The sequence below is a fragment of the Calditrichia bacterium genome (assembly GCA_020634975.1).
Taxonomy (GTDB): domain Bacteria; phylum Calditrichota; class Calditrichia; order RBG-13-44-9; family J075; genus JACKAQ01.
Window position 1 is genome coordinate 404,653 of the sequence record JACKAQ010000003.1, and the last position, 22,325, is coordinate 426,977.

General features: G+C 48.4%; 17 protein-coding genes. All 17 read right to left on the bottom strand.

The genetic code is table 11. From position 1 onward, the window contains the following. Window positions 1–34 precede the first annotated feature (34 nt). Complete coding sequence (locus H6629_19335; GenBank protein MCB9069931.1) at window positions 35–4,552, bottom strand: AAA family ATPase; 4,518 nt, start codon at window positions 4,550–4,552, stop codon at window positions 35–37. Between the two features lie 225 nt (window positions 4,553–4,777). Next, window positions 4,778–5,701 (bottom strand): DMT family transporter, encoded by a 924-nt coding sequence (locus H6629_19340; GenBank protein MCB9069932.1) that lies wholly within the window; start codon window positions 5,699–5,701, stop codon window positions 4,778–4,780. Next, the gene (locus tag H6629_19345; protein MCB9069933.1) at window positions 5,689–6,480 is read right to left on the bottom strand and encodes a hypothetical protein; all 792 of its coding nucleotides are present in this window, start codon (window positions 6,478–6,480) and stop codon (window positions 5,689–5,691) included. The genes H6629_19340 and H6629_19345 overlap by 13 nt, the downstream gene beginning before the upstream one ends. Before the next feature lie 117 nt (window positions 6,481–6,597). Beyond that, the gene (locus H6629_19350) at window positions 6,598–7,032 is read right to left on the bottom strand and encodes a DedA family protein (protein MCB9069934.1); all 435 of its coding nucleotides are present in this window, start codon (window positions 7,030–7,032) and stop codon (window positions 6,598–6,600) included. A 126-nt stretch (window positions 7,033–7,158) separates the two neighbouring features. After that, window positions 7,159–7,521 (bottom strand): VOC family protein, encoded by a 363-nt coding sequence (locus tag H6629_19355; protein MCB9069935.1) that lies wholly within the window; start codon window positions 7,519–7,521, stop codon window positions 7,159–7,161. Continuing rightward, complete coding sequence (locus H6629_19360; GenBank protein MCB9069936.1) at window positions 7,508–8,182, bottom strand: polysaccharide deacetylase family protein; 675 nt, start codon at window positions 8,180–8,182, stop codon at window positions 7,508–7,510. Before H6629_19360 ends, H6629_19355 begins: the two co-directional genes overlap by 14 nt. 1 nt (window position 8,183) lies before the next feature. Then, window positions 8,184–9,317, bottom strand: coding sequence for a glycosyltransferase (locus tag H6629_19365; protein ID MCB9069937.1), 1,134 nt, complete (start codon window positions 9,315–9,317; stop codon window positions 8,184–8,186). After that, window positions 9,314–10,330, bottom strand: coding sequence for a flippase-like domain-containing protein (locus H6629_19370; protein MCB9069938.1), 1,017 nt, complete (start codon window positions 10,328–10,330; stop codon window positions 9,314–9,316). The genes H6629_19365 and H6629_19370 overlap by 4 nt, the downstream gene beginning before the upstream one ends. Beyond that, a complete protein-coding gene (locus tag H6629_19375; protein ID MCB9069939.1) occupies window positions 10,327–10,902 on the bottom strand; it encodes an MFS transporter in 576 nt (191 codons plus the stop codon). The genes H6629_19370 and H6629_19375 overlap by 4 nt, the downstream gene beginning before the upstream one ends. Window positions 10,903–10,934: 32 nt before the next feature. Beyond that, window positions 10,935–11,831, bottom strand: coding sequence for a PorV/PorQ family protein (locus H6629_19380; GenBank protein MCB9069940.1), 897 nt, complete (start codon window positions 11,829–11,831; stop codon window positions 10,935–10,937). A gap of 90 nt (window positions 11,832–11,921) precedes the next feature. Further along, window positions 11,922–12,314, bottom strand: a complete 393-nt coding sequence (locus tag H6629_19385) for a GxxExxY protein (GenBank protein MCB9069941.1) — start codon at window positions 12,312–12,314, stop codon at window positions 11,922–11,924. A 104-nt stretch (window positions 12,315–12,418) separates the two neighbouring features. Beyond that, complete coding sequence (locus H6629_19390) at window positions 12,419–13,303, bottom strand: hypothetical protein (protein MCB9069942.1); 885 nt, start codon at window positions 13,301–13,303, stop codon at window positions 12,419–12,421. A gap of 105 nt (window positions 13,304–13,408) precedes the next feature. After that, window positions 13,409–13,699, bottom strand: a complete 291-nt coding sequence (locus tag H6629_19395) for a GIY-YIG nuclease family protein (protein MCB9069943.1) — start codon at window positions 13,697–13,699, stop codon at window positions 13,409–13,411. Between the two features lie 112 nt (window positions 13,700–13,811). Beyond that, window positions 13,812–15,299, bottom strand: coding sequence for a hypothetical protein (locus H6629_19400; GenBank protein MCB9069944.1), 1,488 nt, complete (start codon window positions 15,297–15,299; stop codon window positions 13,812–13,814). 24 nt (window positions 15,300–15,323) lie between these two features. Continuing rightward, entirely contained in the window at window positions 15,324–16,457 is a 1,134-nt protein-coding gene (locus H6629_19405; GenBank protein MCB9069945.1) for a hypothetical protein, read from the bottom strand. 107 nt (window positions 16,458–16,564) lie between these two features. Next, window positions 16,565–17,410: a 50S ribosomal protein L11 methyltransferase gene (gene prmA, locus H6629_19410; protein MCB9069946.1), complete on the bottom strand. Its 846-nt coding sequence runs from the start codon at window positions 17,408–17,410 to the stop codon at window positions 16,565–16,567. Window positions 17,411–17,414: 4 nt separating this feature from the next. Continuing rightward, entirely contained in the window at window positions 17,415–22,316 is a 4,902-nt protein-coding gene (gene sprA, locus H6629_19415) for a cell surface protein SprA (GenBank protein ID MCB9069947.1), read from the bottom strand. Between the last annotated feature and the right edge of the window lie 9 nt (window positions 22,317–22,325).

Sequence of the window (22,325 nt, forward strand, 5' to 3'; positions counted from 1 at the left end):
CGCCCCACTCATACATACCCATTTTATTTTGATTTCAGGCACTTTCGCTGAGCGAAATTTTTGTGCTCGCCGATTTCACCGATCCGTTAAAATAAACCCCGTTCTGCGGCGAATTTTCTGCCAACACTTTCCATATTTTTTCCAGCGCTTTTTCCGGATTGTGGTAAAATTCGCTGCCATAAACCGGCACAAATTTCCAGCCGCAGCGTTCCAGCCGCTGTTTGCGGAGCACGTTTTTCGAAAAATCTTCCGTTTTCCGAATGCTTTCGCCGAGACATTCGATGCCGATTCTTCCGCGCAACCCTTCGATCAGTAAATCGATCCGGTAACGATCAATTTCATAACCCGCCATTACTTTTGCACCCTGCTCGACAAGCTTCAGATACACATCCAGCTCGAACCAGTTATCAAACGGTTCCGGTGGCGAAACGCGATCTCGCGAACTCACATTCGCCTGTTCCCACAGATAAGCTACGTCCATATTTTCCAATGAGATATGCTGATTTACCGGACGCATGCAATAGCTCAGCAGCTGGTTTCGTAAACCGTTTTCGCTCAGGTTTTCCAGCATAACCGAATGGAAAAGGAACACCTGATCGCGAGCACGGCTGAACGCAACGTTGAATCGCCGCATATCTTTTTCACTGGCGAGCGTTCCGATGCGCCGGTTTGGCGCGGCAACCATGCTCAAAAACATCACATCACGTTCGTCACCCTGAAACGCGTATGCGTCACCACAAACAATGTTTCGCTGCTCCATTTCTGCAGCGCCGATGGTTTTCAGCAATAATTTTTCGATAAATCGTGCCTGCGCGGACCCCTGCAAACTGATCACACCCATCGATTTGCCGCCGTAAGCGGTTTCTTCGCAGCAGCGTTGAATTTGTTTAACCAGCATCTCCGCTTCCGCGACATTCACCAAACCGCCGCCAATCGGCTGGGCTTCGCCGTTTCCGACAAATCGTCGCACAATTACCGGCGACAACCGGGAACTGCCGTATTGGCGAAGTGGAACCAGCGGCTCATTTTGATAACACAGTTGGTTGGAAAACCCGATAATTTCCGGCATACTGCGAAAATGTTCGCGCAAACGAATCGGGTTTCCGTAACGGATTTTTGCGAGATCGAAAAAGCTGTTTTCCACACCGATGGCATCGTTGAAGGGAATTTCCTGAAGATATTTTTCGCGCAATTTTTCCACATCTGCGCGATTTACGCCGATAAATTCCGGGCTGATCTGTTTGTCATCGCCCACAACGATAATCTGTTTTGCCAAATACGCCAGTAACAACGCTTCGGGACCGGATTGGCTGGCTTCGTCAACGATCACAACGTCAAACGCTTCTTTTGCGGCGTTCATTGTTTCGGCAACCCGGTAAATGGGCATCACCCAGGCGGGAATGGCATTCCGGCAATTTTCCAGGTGCTCGCGGGCTTTCCGGCGATCGCTATGGGCATATTTTCCGGTGCCTTTGCCAACCCGTCGCATCGCTGCGCCCCAGGCTTCCAGGCTTTGGCGCTCATTTTCAGACATCCGTCTGAATGTGTGCTGCCAGGCTTTGGCTGCCGCCAACGTTGCCGTCAATTTGCGGATGTTTTTCTGATTACTTTCCAAATCTTTTTTGAGCTGCTTTTCCGCTTCAGAAACCTGTTGGGCGTTCATCCAGTTCATCATCAATGCCCAATTTCTGGCTTCTTCGAAATTTTCCAGCCGGGAATCCCAAATCGAATTGTGGGGATTTTCCATCAGCATTTCCACCAACAGCGGCGCATGTTTTTCAAGTTCATGTGTAATGTTGTTGCGATTTTCCAGCCGGTTGCGCAATTGCCAGACGTTTTTCAACGTTTGCAAGGTCGATTCATATCGATTTTCATCGCGATTTTCGACATGCGTGAGCAGTTCTTTCAAAATCGGGTGGGTATTGTTTTCCATGATTTTCTGTCCGAGCAACCGCTGCAATTCTTCAAACGGCGCACGGGCAGTTTTATGCGCTTCTTCCAGATCCACAATTCCCAAAATGGTGTGTAATTCGCGCAATTGCTCGAGCCGTTCGGCTTCCCGTTCGTTAAGTTCTGGCGTGGCTGCGAGCATCGCTTTTAGCGCGATGGACGTTTGGTGCAACTCCAGCACACGTTTCAGCGGATCGAGATAATGTTTATATTCGGCAAGCTGCAAATCCAACGGTGCTTTATTCGGCGTTTCGGTATAAATGGACCAAATACCGGATAGCCGCTCAAATTGATCGGCAACATCGATATATTCTACCAATGTTTCCAATTGCGGTTTATCGTCGCAGGGCACGCCGTTTACAAATACATCTTTTGTCAAATACAGCGCATCTTTCACCTGCCTGGGCAGAAAAATGCCAAACCGCAGCGAACCGGCATTGCTCAAATGGGCCAACAAATTCAGGGCGTGTTCTTTCACAACCCGCAAATCTTTTCCGCCGATGCCTGTAATTTTTACTTCCGTTACCCGGTCGATGCTTTGTTTGATCATTTTTAGATGCTGAAGGGATTTTCGCAGCAATATTTCCCAAACGGATTGCCGCCCGTCCATCACTTCCTGCGCAGCTTTGCGCACCCACGGATAGGAATGATAATCCAGCGCGTTCAGCGTATCCAGCAATTGATCCAGCAAAGCGATAACCGCCTGACGCTGCTCCTGTGGAATTTTCATATACAATTCGCGTTTGGATTCTTTACCCAATCGCCGCAAATCTACTTTCACATTTTCCAGTCGTGATTGCGCTGTTTCCTCTGCAGTTTTGCAATCAAAAAAATCGACCGGTGATAACAATTTTTCGGGATCGATTAAATTTAATTTTAAAACAACTTCCTGACTGGGCAGCAACTGACGCAAATCCTTAAGATAGCCCAACAATTTTTCATTATTCAAGACAGGGTTGGCAGTGTTGGAAATCGCATCTTTCAACCAGCCGTACTGTTCTTTTTCGCGCTGCAACCGCGCTGCGATGTTTGATAGCGTCCCGCTATAATTGCCGATTCCCGGATTTACCGGTTCAGTTTCTGCCGTGCGAATGCGTTGAAATTCAGCTAAAATGGCATTTTCATGCATTTTCGATTGAACGAGTTTCTCTGTTAATCGCTGAATCTCAACTTCATTTTTGGCAGGTTCCCAATAGTGATGGCGGCTGGTGATGCCGTTCACGGAGCTTTCCAGCGCGCTGAGTGCCCGTTCATCATCGCCAAGCGCAACCACACACAGCGAGGCAATTTCCTGCGGCAACATTTTTCGCAACACCTTTAACGCTCTCGCGGTATGCGAGGTTACCAAAACACGTTTGCCTTCGGCAAGATAATGAGCAATTAAATTGGCGATGGTATGCGATTTTCCGGTACCGGGAGGTCCCTGCACAACAACCCCGCGCTGACCGCGAATTTTGTGCAAAATTTCAACTTGTTCGTCATTTGCAGGAAGAGGGAAATAAATGTCATCCGGTTGTCGATGTCCGCCATTTGCCGCTGCCAGTTGATTGTTTTCAACCGAAACCAACGACGCAACTGCCGGTGGAATTTCGCCGGTGCGGCGAATGCGCGAGACAATTTCCGCGAAAGCGCGCAACAACATTTGATCTGTTCGTTTGCGAAGAATAATCGCCGGTGCAAAGAAAATACGCGGGCGTTGCGATGCCTGCGTATCCGGCGAGAGCGCATCCACATACTCCCCGGCCGGCTCCACCCGGTTCATCCAGTCCATCAACGCTTTCTTGATAATGGTGCGTTCATCCGCATTTTCCGGAAACACCTGCAATTCAGCTTGCAACAGCGCAGCCGTTTCGGGATCAACTTGTTGTGATAAATCCAGCATTTCCTGCTCCAGGCTAAATTCCAGCCCTTCCGCAGATGGCGAAATACGGATCAGCGATTTGTCAGCGTCAAACACCACATTAACGGGAACGGTAAACAGATGTCGCTGGATCGTTTCGCCGTCCGCATTCTTCCAAAGCAGACAGCCAAAACCCATCACGACTTCGTACGCCTCACCAAATTTTTCCTGACGCTGGTACAGCGAAAAAAAATCGCTGAACAATTTTTGTGACGGTTGCGACATTTTGGCCTTCTTTTGCCATGGCCACCACTCATCAGCGATGTAACTTTCCCATAACGGCAGCACTTCGCTGCGAACATCTTTTATCTCATATTTTTGGGTATTTTTCGAATCATCACCATGCGAGATTTGAATACTCTCCAATAATTCCGGAAATTGACGCTCAAAATCGGATAAATGGTCCGGATTCAACCATTTTTCCAATAAAAACGGCGGTTTTGGCGCATTTTGAATTTCCGGTTTACTGATTTCCAGCCAATATTCACTATTTTGCAAATTCAGCCGGCTGTTCACAAAAACTGATTGAACATGGGATTCGCGAGGTAAGTTGTTTAGCCAAAATACCTTTTCATATTGATTCACATGTTTTACAGGCTTCAATTGCAGTTGAATAAGCTCCTGTAAAAATGTATATAATTTTATTGCGCGATCCGCTAATTCTTGCGGCTTCTTGGTTTGATGATCGGTATGTACACTCACGATAATTGCTCTCCTTGTCCTTCCAGAACAAATCTCCATTTCCGGGCGGCCGGTAAAAAAGGCATAATTCGGCCATTTTTAATACCCAATAATTAAAGATATTCACAAAGTTTTTGTTTCTGTGAATGTCACAAAATCATCTTTTTTAATTTGGAATATTCAAAAAGGCGCATTTTTAACTGATTTGGGAAGAATTTTTGACAACAGTAGCGGGCAAAAAATTACTTAATGTTGTAATCGCGGGGAACGGGTTACGTTGACAATACTAAATAACAACAGCACCACACCAGTCCACTGAACCCAACTGAGCACATTTCCGCGCAACGCATATTCCAGAATAATGGCGGTTAGCGGAAACGCCAGTTCGCAGATGGTGGCAACGGAGGCGGTAATTCTTTTTAATCCATAGTAGTATAAAAAAATAGCGGGGCCGCCGGTTGTGAGCGCAATCAGTAAAAAAACGGCTTGTTGGGTTGGCTGGATATCTGAAATTTGGGTGATATATCCGGCGCCGATGGCAATAACGGACATCACGAGAGCGGTGAGCGCAAAACGCAAATACGTTGCAGAAACAAAGCTGATATTGTGCAGCGCACGTTTGCTGAAAACAGTTGAAGCGGCAAATCCGAAAACAGCCAGCATGGCAAAAATCACAGCCTCCAGCGTTTTATCACCGGTAGCTAAATTGGGCAAATGGGTACCGAAGGTCATAACATACGCGCCGAGCATCGCTAAAAATGCCCAAACCAGAAACGATTTCGGGGGTTTTTCCTTCAATAAAACGGCGGCGAGAAAAATGGCAACGACCGGTTGCAACTTTTGGATCAACACCACAATGGATAAATTTACAAAATTTACGTTAAACAATGCGCGGGTAATTGCCATTGTTCCGATGGCGCCGCCGAACACCGCAACAGCCAAAAACGCCAGCCAGTCCCGGCTTTTCAACGCTAAAATTTCTTTGCGGCGTTGCCAAAAAATGGGCGACAGCAACAGCGCAATTAACGCGCTTTCCACAAAAACGACCAGCGGAACGGGCAAACTGTATAGCGAAGGACGCAGTGCGATACCGTCAATTCCCCAAAGTGCTGCAGCAATTATCACAAAAATCGGCGCGAAACGTTCCACTCGGTCGCTTACTCCTGAGATTCCGGATATTCATTATTGAGGCAAACTTCGCATCCGACCGGTTGATTGTGTTCATCCGTCACTAATAATTTGTCGGATTTTCCGTTTCGGATAAAAAAATCGTCCAATTGCAAATCAGCTATTTCGCCAAAAATATGTTTGTTGTAGCGATCCAACACATTTTTGAATGATTCGATGGCAGCGTTGGAAATCGGGAAATCCAGATTCCGGCAGCGCATCAGGGTTGAATGGGTTAACATGGTGTGAAATTGTGTTTCGGGACGCAAACATAAATTGTGCTCCGAATTATACAGCTGATCGGCGATTTCGCCCCGGATAACCTGCAACAGCGGCAGCGTCGGATATACCCGAACGCCAACCGACAGTCCTTTATTCGCATGAATGTGAGCAAAAAGTCCCATCAAATAAATGCGGGTTTCCGGCATCCGCATCAGCCAGCGACGGGTGACCGGGCGGGCAAATACGACGTATTCCTGCAAATCCTTTTCAGTTTGCCGGATATAATCCGCGATGGAGCGAACGGTTATGTGTGCAGCCGAAAAATTGATTTGAAAAGCGGCGTCGGGATAAAATTGTTGGATACTGTGGCTCAATTCCTGCAACGCATTTTGCAAACCCTGCACCATTTTGGGGAATTTTGTTAACTCAAGTTTGAAAACCAGCGATGTAAAATGCGCGACTTCCAATCGCTGCAACACATCCATATTAAATGAAAATTGCGGATTACACATTTGCCGGAAGGCTTCCAAATGGCGGGCTTGCTGGAAATCATCGCTCAAAATTTTGATGTGATCGTAAAAACGGCACAACCGCACCAATTGCTCATGAATTTGAGCCTGTTCTTTCTTCCCGGTGATGCGATACGTTGCGATTTCCAGTTTCCTTTCGTGCTTAAATTAATGCGCCAATGCCCAGTGCCATCCCCACCCGAGGATCGCGTAACGTGCTAATTTTCCTATAGTTACTAATGGAATAAATTGCGATGCCGGCAAATGGAACAGCCCTGCAGCAACTGTCAGCGGATCTCCGATTATGGGCAGCCAACTAAACAACAGTGAAAAAACGCCATACCGTTGGTAAAAATTTCCGGCTTTTTCGACAGTAGCATCCGACATTCGCAACACTTTTTTGAGCAACCATTGGCTGCCACTTTTGCCGATCCAAAAATTGACCAGCGCGCCCAAAACATTGCCTGCTGTTGCGATCACAACCAAAATCAGCACATCTTCGCCTTCAGAAACCAGCCAGAGCAATGCCGCCTCAGATGTTCCCGGCAGCAAAGTTGCTGATAAAAATGCAGAAAAAAACAACCCAACAACGCCGATTTCCATTTGGCAAAATTGTCCTGTCGAGATTTGCAACCCGGCCTCAATTTATTGACCGGGTTGCAAATATAGTTACAAATGTACCATTTTAGTACATTTTTTTGCACTTATAGGATAGAAAAAGCGGGGAAGTTATTTCGAACGATTGGGTTTGTAGTTTGGATCGTGCTGATCCAGCAACACCGGATTTCCGTCCGGGTCTGTCAAAACGGTGTACGCCGGACCGGTTGAAGTTTCGTCGGCTTCAACAATTAATTTGATGCCTTTACCCTTCAACTCCTGCTGAATATTACGGACATCCGACGGGTTAAACGTTAGCGTATTTTTATCGAACATCCCCTCAAATAACCCAATAATTGCAGTTCCGTTCTGCATGATCAGCCATTTTTCCGCTTCGTGATCATCGATAGCTTCAAAACCGAGCGCTTCGTAAAATTTACGCGATGCTTTAATATCTTTTACCGCTAAACTGACCGAAAAATTACCTAATTCCATTGTTGCATCCTTTCTCTATTTCTGAATCTAAAGCGGGTATTGGCAAAAATTGCCACTGCTTTTCCCGGCAAAAATCAACCATTTGCTGAACGCAGGTCAACAAATGCGGTGCTGTCTGAGCCGAATCGTGAAAAACAACTATATCGCCCGGACGTAAAGATTGTCGCAAGTGTTTCATAATTTTATCCGGTTGCCATTTAAAATCATACGCCATTACCGACCACAGCACCATTTGCTGGTTAAATTTGCGCAGCACCGGAAAAATTCGTCCGTCAAAATAGCCGTATGGCGGACGAAACAGCGTTGGCATTTTCCCAAATTTATCGCAAATCATTTGGTTTGCAAATGCCAGCTCCCGCTCAATTTGCGCGTTGCGCAATCCTGTCATCGCCGTGTGGTGAAAACTGTGGCTTCCCAAAACGTGTTCGCTGTAATCCAAATCTACCAATAGGTTCCGGTTACGAAAAACCTGCTCGCCGGACAGAAAAAAGGTTGCCGGAATTTGCGCATCTGCCAAATAATCCAGCAACGGTTGCGTGACCGGCGGGTGCGGGCCATCGTCAAAGGTCAGGTAAATTGCGTTGGTTTCCGGTGGAAAAGACCATCTAATTTGTGGAAACGGTTTAAAAAAAAATCGCGCTAAGTTGCGATGGGCAATCATTTTATTTCCAGCGAAACAGTTTGAAAAATCCGGCAAATCCGGCTATCACAATATACGGTATCTGGGCCAGTTCCGCGATGAAAAAATAGATCAACAAATCCTGTCGCTGCAACACATCCAGCGCCCGGCGAATGACCAGATATTCCGGGAAAATTTTCAGCACAACCAGATTCAGCGCCAATTGTCCGCTGATTAAACCGCTAAGCCAGAGCATCGGCAAACCAAGCATCATTACATAAAACAGGTAAACGATCAGCAAAAATACAAAAGTTAACGCACCCGGATATTCCCTGCTTTTGGAACCCCAGCGCGCCCGTTGATTGATAAATTGCCGGAGCGTATCGACCGGCTGTGTATAATTGATGGTTGCCGGATCGAGATTGTAACGCACCTGCCAGTTTGTGTGATGATGCAGATATTGCATAAATAAATCGTCGTCGCCGGAGGGAATATGCGCATGCCCGGCGAAACCGCCAACGGCGTCGAATGCGGCGCGACGATACGCCAGGTTTGCACCGTTGCAAATTAACGGATAGCGATTGCCGTTCGCACCGACTCCGGCAAACACCAAACCGGCGAATTCCAGCGTTTGCAATTTATGGAATAACGTGCTTTCGCTGTTTGGATCGAATGTAATCAGTCCAGCAACCATTCCGGTTTTTTCATCGAATTGGCGAACCGTTCCGGCAATCCAGTCCGGCTGCACCTGACAATCGGCATCGGTTGTCATAATAATTTCACCGGTGCTGAAGGTTATCGCATGGGCGAGTGCATCTTTTTTGAAGGTGGGGCGATCTGGCTGCCCGTCGTGAGAAATCAGGCGAAAATGGGTCAATCGGGATTCGCGAATGAAGGCTTCGACCGTTTCGGCTGTGCCATCGGTTGACCGATCATCGATGATGATAACTTCAAAATTATCAGGCGGATAGGTTTGCTTGGCAAGACTCGCCAATGTTTGGACAATATTTGCAGATTCATTACGGGCAGGAATGAGCACGGAAACTTTCGGAAGCGCCGTTTGCGGCTCGCTCTCGCGTTTTTGCTCCCGCAAAATGCCAATCCAGAAAAACAGGATAATCAAACAATAAACAATTCCCGGTATCAGCAGGGCAATTTCGATCGGGCTCAGGTTCATTTTTTACTTGCCAATGTTGCATCGAAAACACCAGAGGACGCGTTCGAAGTCGAAGTATTATTTTGCTTTAATTCACGCAATTTGAAAAGATAGAATGTTCCGAGCAACGCCGGCAACAAAAAATTCAGCACAAAAATCAGCAGCGACGCATTGAAAACAGCTGCTTCGGAAACGGCAAAAAATCCGTAAAAAAATACCGCAATCCCTTCGCGAATACCCAAATCGCCAAAAGTCACCGGCAGCAGCGTTTTCACAAACAGCATCGCCGAAACCGCCAAAAATGATTCGGTGACGCCCACCTCTGTAAACGCATTTACCAAAACGTGGTATTGCAAAATGATCACCAAATACCAAACCAGGCTGAGGAACAGCACCGTCAGGCTGTTGGCAAAAGTGAATTCGTCGAATGTTTGCAACATTGAGCGGCGGCGCGAACCGGGCGGCAACCGTTTTTGGAGCTGTTGCAGAATTTTTTTGAGCAGCGACGGATTGAGCACAACCACCCAAACGGCAACCAACGCGGCTGCGCCGATAAACAGCAGCCAGCGTGCATCGTGAATGCTCCACGCCTGATAATGAAAAATAAGTGTGAGCAGCGCGATGCCGCCGAGCGTAAAAATGATTACCTGATTGGCGGCTTTGTCCAACACGTTCAATCCGGTGATGGTCAGGCGATCCTGACCGGGGAAAAACAGACCGCGCCCCAACTCCCCGATTCTGCCGGGCGTAATCAGCCCGAGCGTGTAGCCGAACAGCAGCGACCCGAGAACATCTTTATTGCGAATGCCGGCAAAACGGTTGTTGAGCAAATAACGCCATTTGAGGTAGGCGAGGTAAATATTCGGCAGCAGAAGTAGCGCGCAAACAACCAAATATTGCAATTTGGCATTATTGATTGCATCGACAATAGATTCCCGGTTATCGATTTTGTAATACAAAACCGCAATCAACGCCACACCGGCGATCAATTTCAGCCAGTATAGCCAGCGATATCGGGATTTGCCGGTTTTCATGCGTTCGTAAGTTTGGTGGTGTAAACGGTAATCGGTGTGCCGGAATTGCGGTCGAATTCGCAGCCGGCCATCACGCCGATTTTGGCGATTTCTTCGGCGGAATCCAGTTGGTCGTAAACGGCAAACATGGCGCCAACTGCAAAATCGCCACCGGAGCCAACCGCCCAAAAGCGTTGATATTCAACGATATCACGCAACGCGTACGCCCCGAAAATACCGCCCGGGCTGACAATCACCGCTTCCAGATGGCTGGATTCAAACGGATCTTCCTCATCCTCTTTGGGATTCAGAAAGTATTTTTCTTTGAGGATGGGGTGCAAAAAACGGAGCGTTTCGAAGATATTTTCGCGGGTATCGAGCTTCACTTTTTTGGCATTTGTCCGCAGCGCATTTTCGAAGGCGATTTGCGTTGCCGCAGAGCCGACAAACCCGACAAATGCGTTTTCGGTACGAAAAATTTTGTCGGGAGATTTGTCATATTTTGCGGCAATTTTCACGTTGCCGGTTGTCGAGAGGGTATCTGCGGCAATCGCGGCGATGCCGTTTTTGCACGCCACTACAATTGTGGACATGTATCGTTTCCTGAATAATTTTCTCGTTAATTTTAAATGGCAATATACAGCGAAAACCGCTGGCTGTCGCCGAAATCATCATCGAATGGCGTGTAGCTGTAATCAATTTGAAATGACGTTTTGCGGATACCGACCCCAAATGTGACGCTGCGGTTCTCGTAACCGCTCATGTAACCGGCACGGAGCATCAGTTGTTTCCAAACACCGGCTTCCGCGCCAACGTGGATGCGCACATCTTCGTCCAGCGGTTTCAGCACATCGCCGGCGAGAAGCAGGTTCACTGATCCGAGCATTTTGCTGAGGTCGTATGAGGCGCCGACCCGCATTAAAGCAGGCAATTTGGTCTTTTCCAGATTCAGTTCGTTCATGCTGCCGAGGTTTTGCAATGCACCGGCGAGGTTCAGGTTTTCGCCCAACCGATAGCGCAAACCGAAATCCACGGCGTAGCCATTGGCGGTGTAGACATAAATTTTCTCGAACAGATATTTGGCAGTGATGCCGATATCCAGTTTTTCGCCAAATTTACGGGCATGCGAAATCCCCAGCGACAGATAATTAGCGCCAAATTGTTCCACAGGTTCGTTCGTTGGAAAATCGCGGGCAGGAATATCGTCCACGCCAAGGCTGTACACATGAAATCCCCATGCGGAAGTTGCGCCGCGAAATTGCACTGCACCAAACTGGCTGTTGACGGATTCCAGCCAACTGTTATACATCATCGTTAAATTATTGCGGTCCGATGCCATCAGCCCGGCGGGATTCCAATAGGTTGCGGTTGCATCATCTGCAACAGCGGCATATGCCTCACCCATTCCACCGGCGCGCGCGCCGACGCCGATTTTCAAAAAGGACATTCCGGTAACGCCGTCATTCTCTCCGGCGAAAACCAGAAACGAGCTAACCAACAGTATTGCGATAATTTTTTTCATTTTTTGATCCACAGATTTCACAAATCTTTATTATCCACTAATTTCACAAATTTCACGAATTATTTAGAACGACTAACTGTAACTGTTTTATTACAAGATGTATCGTTTATGGAATAATGATTTTTCTCCAAAATTTATCAACAACCCAACCTTCATTTTTGTTGTTTTCAATGCATTTATTATTTGAGACTCCTCCACTCCCCCACACTTTTGTAACGCCTTAATTTCAACAATAATCTTTCCGAAACAATAGAAATCGGGGACATAATAAGTTTTCAACTGTTCATCACGATACATAATTGAGAATCTTTTCTGTGGCTCAAATGGGATCTTGCGGTGCCGAAATTCTATCTCAAGCGCCTCCTGATATACAGCTTCTAAAAAACCACAGCCTAACTCTCGATGAACAGCCATTGCAGCGCCAACAATCTGAAAAACTTCCTCTTTATAAACAAGTTCAACCTGACTTTTTGAATAAACCATTTTAAGAAATTGTTTAATTGGAAATTAATATAACCTTTATTATTGCTTTCAAAATTAATTTCAAATTCGTGTAATTCGTGTAATTCGTGGATAAACGCCATCCATCAAAACAAAAAGCGCCACGAGAAAATGTGGCTGACGCCTTCGTCCACCACATCGCCGACGAACGCATAATCCAGAATCATGCTGCTGCTTTTGAAAGGGTGAAAAATCAATCCGCCGCCGAGCGTGAGGTGATCGGTGTCGTATCCCGCGCGAATTGCGGCGATGTCCATCAAATATTCCGCGCCAACGTGTTGTTTTTCCGTGCCTTTATCATTCCACTCAAAATCGTATGCAATCGCCAGATTTTTGACTGGCGTTTGAAAAAATACCCCGGCTTTTTGGGTCGTCGGAAACGCGTTTTCCGTTTCAATGCCCCGGCTGAACAAATCATTGGTGTTCGATTTCAGCGATGCGTTGACATCTTTCAACTGATATCCGATCGTCAATTGATCGACCGGGCGAATCATCACGCCGAAGTCGAAACCGAATCCACTACCGCTGTAGTCGAATTCTTCGTCATCGGAAATGCCTTCCCGCAGGAATTTTACGGCGATGCCGATGGTGATCAGATCATCGCGGGTGTTTTGCAGTAATCCGTCCATCTGAAGCAATTTCACCATATTCATCGAAAAAGCGCCGTAAATGGCGTTCAAACCGTTGTTGATTTCACCGACATTCTCCCCGACAGAATTTAGAGCCGACAAATCGCCAACACCGCTGTTGATCCAGCCGATGGCTGCACCGGCAAACGGCGGTAACGGTGCGCTCAACCCGATAAAATTAAACTCGCGATCCAGCGACATGCTGCTGTAAGACAGCGCAAACTGGCGTTTTTCCAGCCGGGACAATCCCGCCGGATTGTAATACATGCCGAATCCGTTGTCCGCGCTGGCAACCTGTGCGTTGCCCATCGCCGTGCCGCGCGCGCCAAGCCCGACACGCAAAAACGATCCGGCAAACCCACCGCTGCCTTCCGCGAGCAGCGTTCCGGTTATCAGAATAATCGATAAATGGTCATTCCTGCGAATGCAGGAATCCCCTGATTTTTTCTACGAACAAAGTTCTCCATATAAATCCGTCCAATCGGGATTAATATTATTGATTTCGTTTTCTTTGAATTCCCGCTTCCATTTTTTCATCTGCTTTTCTTTCAAAATGGCAGCTTCAATATTTTCTGTTTGAAGATACCAAACCAGTTTATGGCAATTGTATTTTGCTGAAAAACCTTTGATTATATTTGACTTATGTTCATAAACCCTGCGGCACAAATCATTGGTTACGCCGATATACAGTGTTGTGTTATGGCGATTAGCCATCATGTAAACGTAATAATTGTTCATATATAATTACGTTTCAAAGTTATGAGATTCCTGCCTACGCAGGAATGACCGATTTTTCTTTGGGTTGGAGATTTTTACCCACAAATGAATTCGTGTTCATTTGCGGCAACCATCAATTAATCACCACAACCTTGCCCCAACTGACTTCGCCGCCAACATTGGCTCGGAAAAAATAGACGCCGTTATCGACCATCCGTCCGTTGCTGTCGGAGCCATCCCAAGTTACGCTGCGGTCTTCCGTTCCGGCGGGAACTCCGGCGATGCTGCTGCGGATGGTGGTCACTTTTTCCATTGCGAAATTGTAGATATCCACCGTGACATCGGCTGCGCCGGAAACGTCAAACTGGAAACGGCAGGGGCGATCGGTGTGCGCTGGCGTAAACGGGTTGGGATAGGCATACACTTTGGGGTCGGTGCGTTCGCGGGTGCTCACAAAACTGCGGTAAATCGTCCAGTCGAAACCGCTGTTATCGGTGCTGGCCAGTCCATCGGACGATCCCGCCCAAAAGCGGTGCTCCGGCGCCATCGTCGGTGAGGTTGCCACTGCGTAAAATGTGTTGGTGTAAATGCCTTCGCCGCTCACTTTGTCGCGGATGGGCGGCACGATAAACCAGTTTTCGCCATCGTCGATGGATTTGTAAACACCGCTTTCCGTTGCCACATAAATTGCGGAATCGTAAAACGCCACATATCGCGGAAAGGTGCCGTCGGAAAGTTCATCTTTCAGAAAAATATCCCAGGTTACGCCGCCGTTGGTGGTGCGACTGATTGCGTTAAATTCACCATCCTGACTGTTGAGAGTGGTTGCCCAAACGCTGTTATCATACGGATTGTGCCAAAGCCCAATCACCCAGTTGCCGGAAATCGGGCGGTTCTGGTTGCTGCTGGTGAAGCGCTGCCAGGTTTGCCCGCCATCGCTGGTTTTGCTGATGCCACCGACCGTGCCCACCCAGATGTTGCCGTTTTCCTGCATCACCGAAAAGCCGCGATGGTTGAGCTGACCGAGCACATCATACGGTAATCCGTCGGTTGTGATGGTTTCCCAGGTTTGTCCGCGATCCAATGTGCGACGAATGCCGCCGCCCCAACTGGTGATCCACACTTCATTTGCGCTCACCGCGATCAGATCGAACGAAATATTTTGCACCGGCGTTGTGGTCGGCTGTTTGCCGTTGGCGGTGTCGTCGCGGGCATCGACCGGCTGTGGGATGAAGTTCCATTCCGTGCTCCCCGGCTCGCGATAGCGAATGCCGCCGCCGGTTTGCAACTCGGTGCCTTCTTCCACCAGCGAATCGAATCCGGTCGTAATCCACAGCGTGCCGTCCGGTCCGATATCCAGCGCCGTAACGCCGCCGCGACCACCGTAATCGTCTTCAGTGTATCGCTCCCAACTACTGCCGTTATCATACGAAATGCCCAGTCCACGACCCGCACCGACATACAGCGCACCATTCAAATAATACAGGTCTGTAATGCTGTTGCTGATCACGCCGTTGCGAGCGGGCGTTTCCTGAAAGCTAAATTTTTCAACCACTTGCGCAATAGCGATATTCGCAAAAAGGATACCCGCAAACAGCAAGGTAATGTTCAGTTTTTTCATTTTTTCTCCGAATGAGATCATGAGTTACGGCAAAATTACCAGTGAATCAACAAGCGCTGCAGATAAATTCCCGACGCGATCCTGCGCCTCAAATGTGAAATAAAATGTGCCAGAAGCGCTCGTTCCGTCGATCAGCAAACCACGGGAAAATATGCCGTCACCGGCCACTTCATCGCGATAATTTTCGAAATCTCCATTATCAAACATTTCGATTGTGGATGGCGTGCCGCCTTCCCGCTGGATCGTCATATTTACAATTTGGAGATCGCCCAATCCTTGGGAATCGTCTGCGGAAATGCGTACTTCGATAACGCCGGTGCCGACCGTCGGTCGCGTTACAGAATCCGGCAACGACGGATTGAACACAGTTGGCAACGTGTTTTCCAGAAAAATGGGTTGCAAAATAACGTTCGACAGATCGCCGCTGGCATCTGCAACCTGAAACGCAAGTTGATATTCGCCAACACGTTCCGCAGCGTAAGTTGAATCGATATTGCGGGTTAGCACAGCTTCGAAATCGCTGTTTGCGCTTTCGGTGAACAGCGTGTCTGTCGCCAGCGTAACGCTGTTGCGTTGCAGCCGCATCAGTCCGTACTGGATGTCATCGGTCAAATTGCTGTCCAGAACAGTGATCGAAAAGGCAATCGGCGCGGTGCCGGATTGCAGCGTGTCGGGAACATTTGTCGTCAGAATTTCCGGCGCCACATTCACTATGGTTCGCGACTCGGCGAAGCCGGTGGTCAGCGTTTCGCCGCTGTTGTCCGTCACCGATGCGCGAATAAAAAAACTGCCGCGCGGAAAAACCAGCGAATCGCTCTGAAAAACATTCGAGAAAACACCGTCGCCGGCGAGTACATCGCCGCTGCCGGAATTTTGGGTGTTGCCGTCATCCAGCAGCGTTATTTCACGGAATTGCGTTGTTTGATTCGACTGAAACAGCGTGGCTTTCACCCCGGATATCGCCGAAATACCATCCGGATGCGAAATCCGGAACATCAGCGCATAATCCCGCTCGCGGGAAACATCCACAACTGCCGGCGTTTTCACCGCTTCGATGGCGAAAACATCACCGGGCTCCGGCTGCACCACTTCTTCCTCGCATGCCAAAAATCCGGCCATCACCGTCAGCGGAATGAGTAATTTCAACATTTTCATCATTTTCAAACCTTTGTTAAAAGATTGTTTTAAAGGAAAAAGGAAAAAGTTAAAAGGAAAAGGTTATGGTCACTTTATCCGTTATCCTTTATCGTTTATCCTTATTTCCCCTATTTCGTGAATAAAATGCCGGACCATTCGCCGAGTGTAGATTGGCTTTCCAGCGTAAATCCGGTGCGCCGGAAAATGCCGATGAAACGCTCTGCTTCGGTTGCCAGAATGCCGGAGATGAGCAGTTTGCCCTCATTTTGCAGGCATTCGTAAAGCGCATCGGCGATCGGTTCCAAAATATGAAACTGGATATTTGCCAAAATAACCGGGAATTTTTGCCCCACAACATATGAAATGTTGCCAACATACACTTCAACGCTATTTGTTTTGTTGAGTTGCAAATTGTGCTCGGCGTTTTCAATCGCTTCGGGATCGATATCGATGCCGATCACAGATGCCGCACCGAGTTTGCGTGCCGCGATTGCCAGAATGCCGGAACCTGTGCCCAAATCCAAAATGGCTTTTTCCCGCAAATCCAGCGATTGCATCAGTTGAATCATCAATTTTGTGGTTTCGTGGTGACCGGTGCCAAATGCCATCTGCGGATCGATAATGATCGCTTCGCCGGTTGCGCCGTCCGGCAGATTTTCCCACGGCGGACGCACCCACAGTTTTTCACCGATTTGAACCGGTTTAAAATATTTGCGCCACTCGGCGTTCCAGTTTTGATAGGGCAGTTTTTCGATGATCAATTCGGACACATCGAACGCCGGATTGAGCCGCTGCAGCACCGCAACCACATTTTGGTGATGCTCCGGTGTCCAGTCGCCCGGCAAATAAACGATCCAATCGTCATCACTTTTTTCGTAAATGCCCATGCAACCGGCGCTGTGCAACTCTGCGGATAAAATATCCGTATCAAATCCGGCTGTTTGCAAATGAAGTTCGAAATATTCTTTTTTCATAAGTTTAGCGTATGGCAATATTTACGTTGATACCAAATTCTTTGTAAGTGGTTTTCCCGGTGCGTTTGTTTTCGCTGCTGCTCTGTTCGTAAAACGCTGTGCCGTTCACTTTGGCGCTAAAGCGATAGGAAATCGCCGGGCGCAATTTCCAGTTTTTGGAATCTTCCAATTCCTGAAAATCTTTTTCGGTTTGCTGGCGGGAGAAGCTGCGGTTATCGCTTTTATCAAAGGACAGCGAAAATGACACCTCATTCTTGAGCGGCTTTTTGAGGAACGGCAGCGGCAACCGGAAACCGCGAGTCACGGAATAGGATAGGTTAACGTTAAAGCCGGACTGTTCCCGTTTGGTGATTGCGCCCGCTGTCCGGTAGTCGTACGATACGGAGCTGTTGGCACGAATGGTTGTTTGGACATCCCATTTTGTGTTCAGCGTAATACCCACCAACGGCTGATAATTGATGGTGTAACTGAGCGCGTCTCGCTGCCCGTTCCGGCTGGATTCGGTTTGCTTACCGTTGCGATTGTGCTCGATGGACGCGGTTTTCGCAACAATTTTAATGAGCGGCAATTTTTCCGCACCACGGAAACTCACCCGCCAATCGGGTATCAATTTCCACCAATCTTCTTGGGCATTTCCGGGGTCGTCGCCGGTGAAAAATATCGTATTGTTTTCGTTGACGGTTTGTTGATTGTTCGATTCGCTGATCACTTTTTGAGTGCCGTATTTCAAGCTGGCAGTGATGTTCCGGGCGATGTCCAGCGAGATATTTCCGTCAACCTGACGGCTGTATTTGGTATTCGCCGGCGTGATAATTTTGTTGAAGCTGGAATCGTCCTGCACGCCGGGATCGCGGGTTAAACCAAATTGGAAGCCCAAATCCGGCACCGCATCGATGTTGCTTTGAGCCAGCGAATAATCTTCTTTATAATTGACGTTGAACGATTTGAACGAGTGGAACACATGCCAAATCATTTTTGCGGGATTTGGAACAGCAAAACCGGAGCCGCCATCTTCACTTTTTTCACCATCTTTGGATTTGTCGTCATCTTTTTCGCCACCGCTGCGTCTGCCTTTATTGGCGTTTCCGGCCGGTTTTCGGGCACCCGGTTTGTTGGGATTGTAGATTTCTTCCATCAACGTTGCCATCCGGAAATCCAGCCCGACGCTGTGAGAAACGTTTTGGGTGGTTCCGCGGGCATTGGTTTGCGGGCGATCCAGCGAATAGGTAAAATTGGAGCTGTAAGTGTAATTCGGGTTCAGCCAGTTAAACATTTTGGGCGTGTAATTGGCGCCGACCGTTTGGCTGATTCGCCGGTTTTCCCCAAAATCCAGCCGGTTAAAAATATTGCTGACGACATCGCCGGCGCGAATGTTGTTGTCTGTTTCGAAATTGCTGCCGAGGAAATTGCCGGAAGTATCTCTTTCGGCGTTTTCTCTCAACTGCGGATCGTTTTGATAATCCCGCCCGAACCGGAAGTTCAGCGCATCAGTTAACCGCCAGTCCATTGTGAACTTACGGGTTGTTTTTACGTTCACGTTCGGGTCTTGCGCAACGGCTTCCAAACGGCTTTTTCGTTGATCGGTATTATCTGTCAACGTCATGTTTGCGGTTACGGCAGATGGCGTGTAAAATATTTTTTGACCGGTCAAAAAGCCCAGTTTTTTGCTTTTGCCCAAAAAGCTGAACGGTCGAATAAAGTTATCTTTGCCAAAAGGCACCCGGAAATTTAATTGGCTACTAATGGTGGTTTTGTTGTTGAATTCTTCAGTTGGGCTGGTAGCTTCACTTTTCGAATAATCCAGATCGAACCGCAATTGGTTGACGGTGTATTTCAAATACCACGGATCGCGGTTTTTGTCGCGGCGGCTCAACGTTCCGCCGATCGAACGGGTCTCGCTAAAAGTAATTTGATCCTGCAACGCGGAATCGATGCTGGCTGCGCCAAAAAATGTTTTCATCCGACCGCCAAAACCGCCGGGTGTGTAATTGGTGGGCTCGTCGCTGTTGTAAAAATATTTGGGAACGTTGGTGGTGCGGTTCAATTTGGCATCGATGGGAATTTCCAATCCCCAGCTTTCCGGTAAAAATTTGTCCACTTTCAGGCTTGCGACATACAACTGGCGCTGTTCGGTTTTTTCTTTCCCGTTTTGGTCGGCAAATTGCTGGTCGAGCCGCCGGAAGTTGTCGTCTTTCAGTTCCCACTGGGCACTGAATCGCCCGATATCTGCCAATGTTAAATCGGTTTTCAACCGCATTGCGGTGCCGCTTTCGCGTTCCACGCCGGTCAGTCGCATTTCATCCAGCCAGATTTCCGTGCCGGATAAATCGGTTTCACCCAGGTTTATTGCCCCGATGGTGATATAATTGATGTTGTGCAAACCGGGTCTGCCAACCACGATAAATTCTTTTTCGGGGAAGTTCGGATCTTTCCGGTAAAACACCTCCACGTTGGATGCGGAATCGGGAATCGGGATTCCGGCGATATCCCGCGCGGTGGCGGCATCGATCCGGAATTCCACATTTTTGGTGCGGGACAGCTCCTCAAAATCGATTTCCAGATTGTTCGCTTCCGCCCATCCGGGATAGAGCGGTTGCCGGTATTCGTAATAAGTGCGGTCTGTCGGACCGAAACGGATATACAACACAGGCTTGTCTCCGGCGTCTGCATTGAGCAATTCATCGCCGTGAGCAAACATCTTTAACCGTTTGTAATTAATAAGGTTTAGCTTTTGCCGGGTGAACAGCTTTCGCGCCTCTGCGCGGGCACCGGGGCGGAATTCGAGCATTTGCATCGCCAACGATTGCTCTTTGGAAACCGCCTGAGTAATGCGGTCGCGAATGCCCTCAACGCCCGGCGGGCTGGTGTAATTGATCGGCGGGCCGCTGTGTTCGTCGGTGTTGTAAACGGTGATGCCGAAAGTGCCTTCTTTTTGCTCCAACGGACGATCGGGCTGATCTGCCCAGCCGATTTCTTCCCATTCGTTGCCGACAAAATCGAACGCGGCAATTTGCAGCGAGTCGTATTGCCCCTGCGATGGCGGCAAATCGTTCATCCACAATCGCACAAAATATACCTGCTGAAATGTGGTGTCGGGATCGCCATAAATAATCCGGTTGTCATCGCGCAGCGGGATGCGATACAATTTCCATCCGGTGGACGTGCCGTCGTCGAACACGGTTTGTCCGGCGTAAAACGGCTCGTTGGCATCGTCATCCAGACGGAAGCTGTATTCGATGTAATCGTTAAACAGGTTGATATCGCCGTCACCGTCCAGGTCTTCGGTATCGGGAATTCTTGCGCCCTGCTGGCTGGAGTTGCCTTCGGTTCCGTTGATGCCCAAAAATAGCGGACGGGTATCGCGTGGTGCCAGCCAGTCGTCATCGCCCGCATCCTGGAATAGCGGATTGGTGTTGCTGTTTGAAACACCATCGACACCGGTATCTTCGCCTTCATCCAAATCCAGCAAACCGTTGAAGTTGCGGTCTTCTGTGTTCAAATTTTGATACGATTCAACGGGAATCGACGGGTTGTTGTAATCGGGGAACGAACCGCGCACATAATAATCCTCGCTGATTCGACCGAGGTCGATGTTCACCTGCCCTTTGTTACCGCGCACCCACAATTCGATAAACTTGGTTTTCTGCTGATCCGGGAAAGAAATAGTGCTTCGCATGATGCCCGCCCACGCGCTGTCCACCGGAACGCCGTCATTTCGCCAGCGCAAATTGAGCACGTTGGTGGTGGTTCCGGATTGCGCCGTCACATCCCGGTCCGGGAAAATGCTTTGGGTGGGAATTTGATCAAACGGGTTGAACCAGTTGAATTGCACCCGGTTGTTATCCATCGATTGAATGAAAGCGCGGCGCTGGAGCGGATTCAATTCATAGTCAACCATTTCGTTGGATAGCAGCCGGAAGCGCATGGGCACAGACGCCGGCGACCAGATGCGATACTGAATACCGAGTGTGGTAAAACGGCGGCTGCCCTCGAAATCGTCGATGTATGCAACGCCGTCGTTATCGCCGGTGCTTTTTTCGTTGAAGGTGTTGGGGTTGGGGCGAACCTGGGCAATTTCCGCTTCCAATCGCAATTTGGATTCGGCGGAAGTTTCGACAATCGGTAATTTATCGAATAAGGTGGTTAAAAAATTGGGCTGCATGTTTACGGCAGAGTTGATGTCCCAGATGAAGTTACGGAAAGGTTCCTGTCCCAATCGCACCCGCTGGTCGAGCGTCGAGCGGCTGTGATACAAACCGGTTAAACCGATGAAATTATCTTTGCCAAAGGTATATTCCAGCCGTCCGCCGAGCAGCGTTTTTTTGTCCAATTGAAACAGCGCACCGCGTTCGTATTCGATATCCACCTGCGCATCGGCGCGACGGGCTTCCGGCGCGGTTAATTCCAACTGCCCGCTAAAATAATCGATGGTGTAATCGACGTCTTTCTTCAATTCACGCCCGTTCAACCGAACCCGTTCGGAACCTTCCAGCACGTTAAAACCGAGGTCAAAATTGTTGGAAATAGAGGTTGTGGTAATGTCGATGGCAAACTGGCTTTCCTGTTCAATTGCGGTGGAATTTGTGGTGTTGTAAATCTCCACCCGTTCCTGATCACTCCATTCCTCACCGAACAAGCTAGTCGGATTAAACGGCGTGAGCGATGGAAAAATCATGTATCCATTCGCCAAATCGAAGATGAACCGTTGCCGGATGTCCACTTTTTTATCGCCACCGGAAACTACCGCACCCTGTTCATTCAACCGGTCGATCCCGGTAAGAAAATTGTAGGTTTTGGCGCTGGTAGCTTCTACCTCGTTATCCGTTCCATCGCGATAGTAAACAATTTTGGCATCAAAACCGTCGGCTTTTACGCCCAATCCACCGAGATTGTAAACGTTGCGCATGGTTAATTT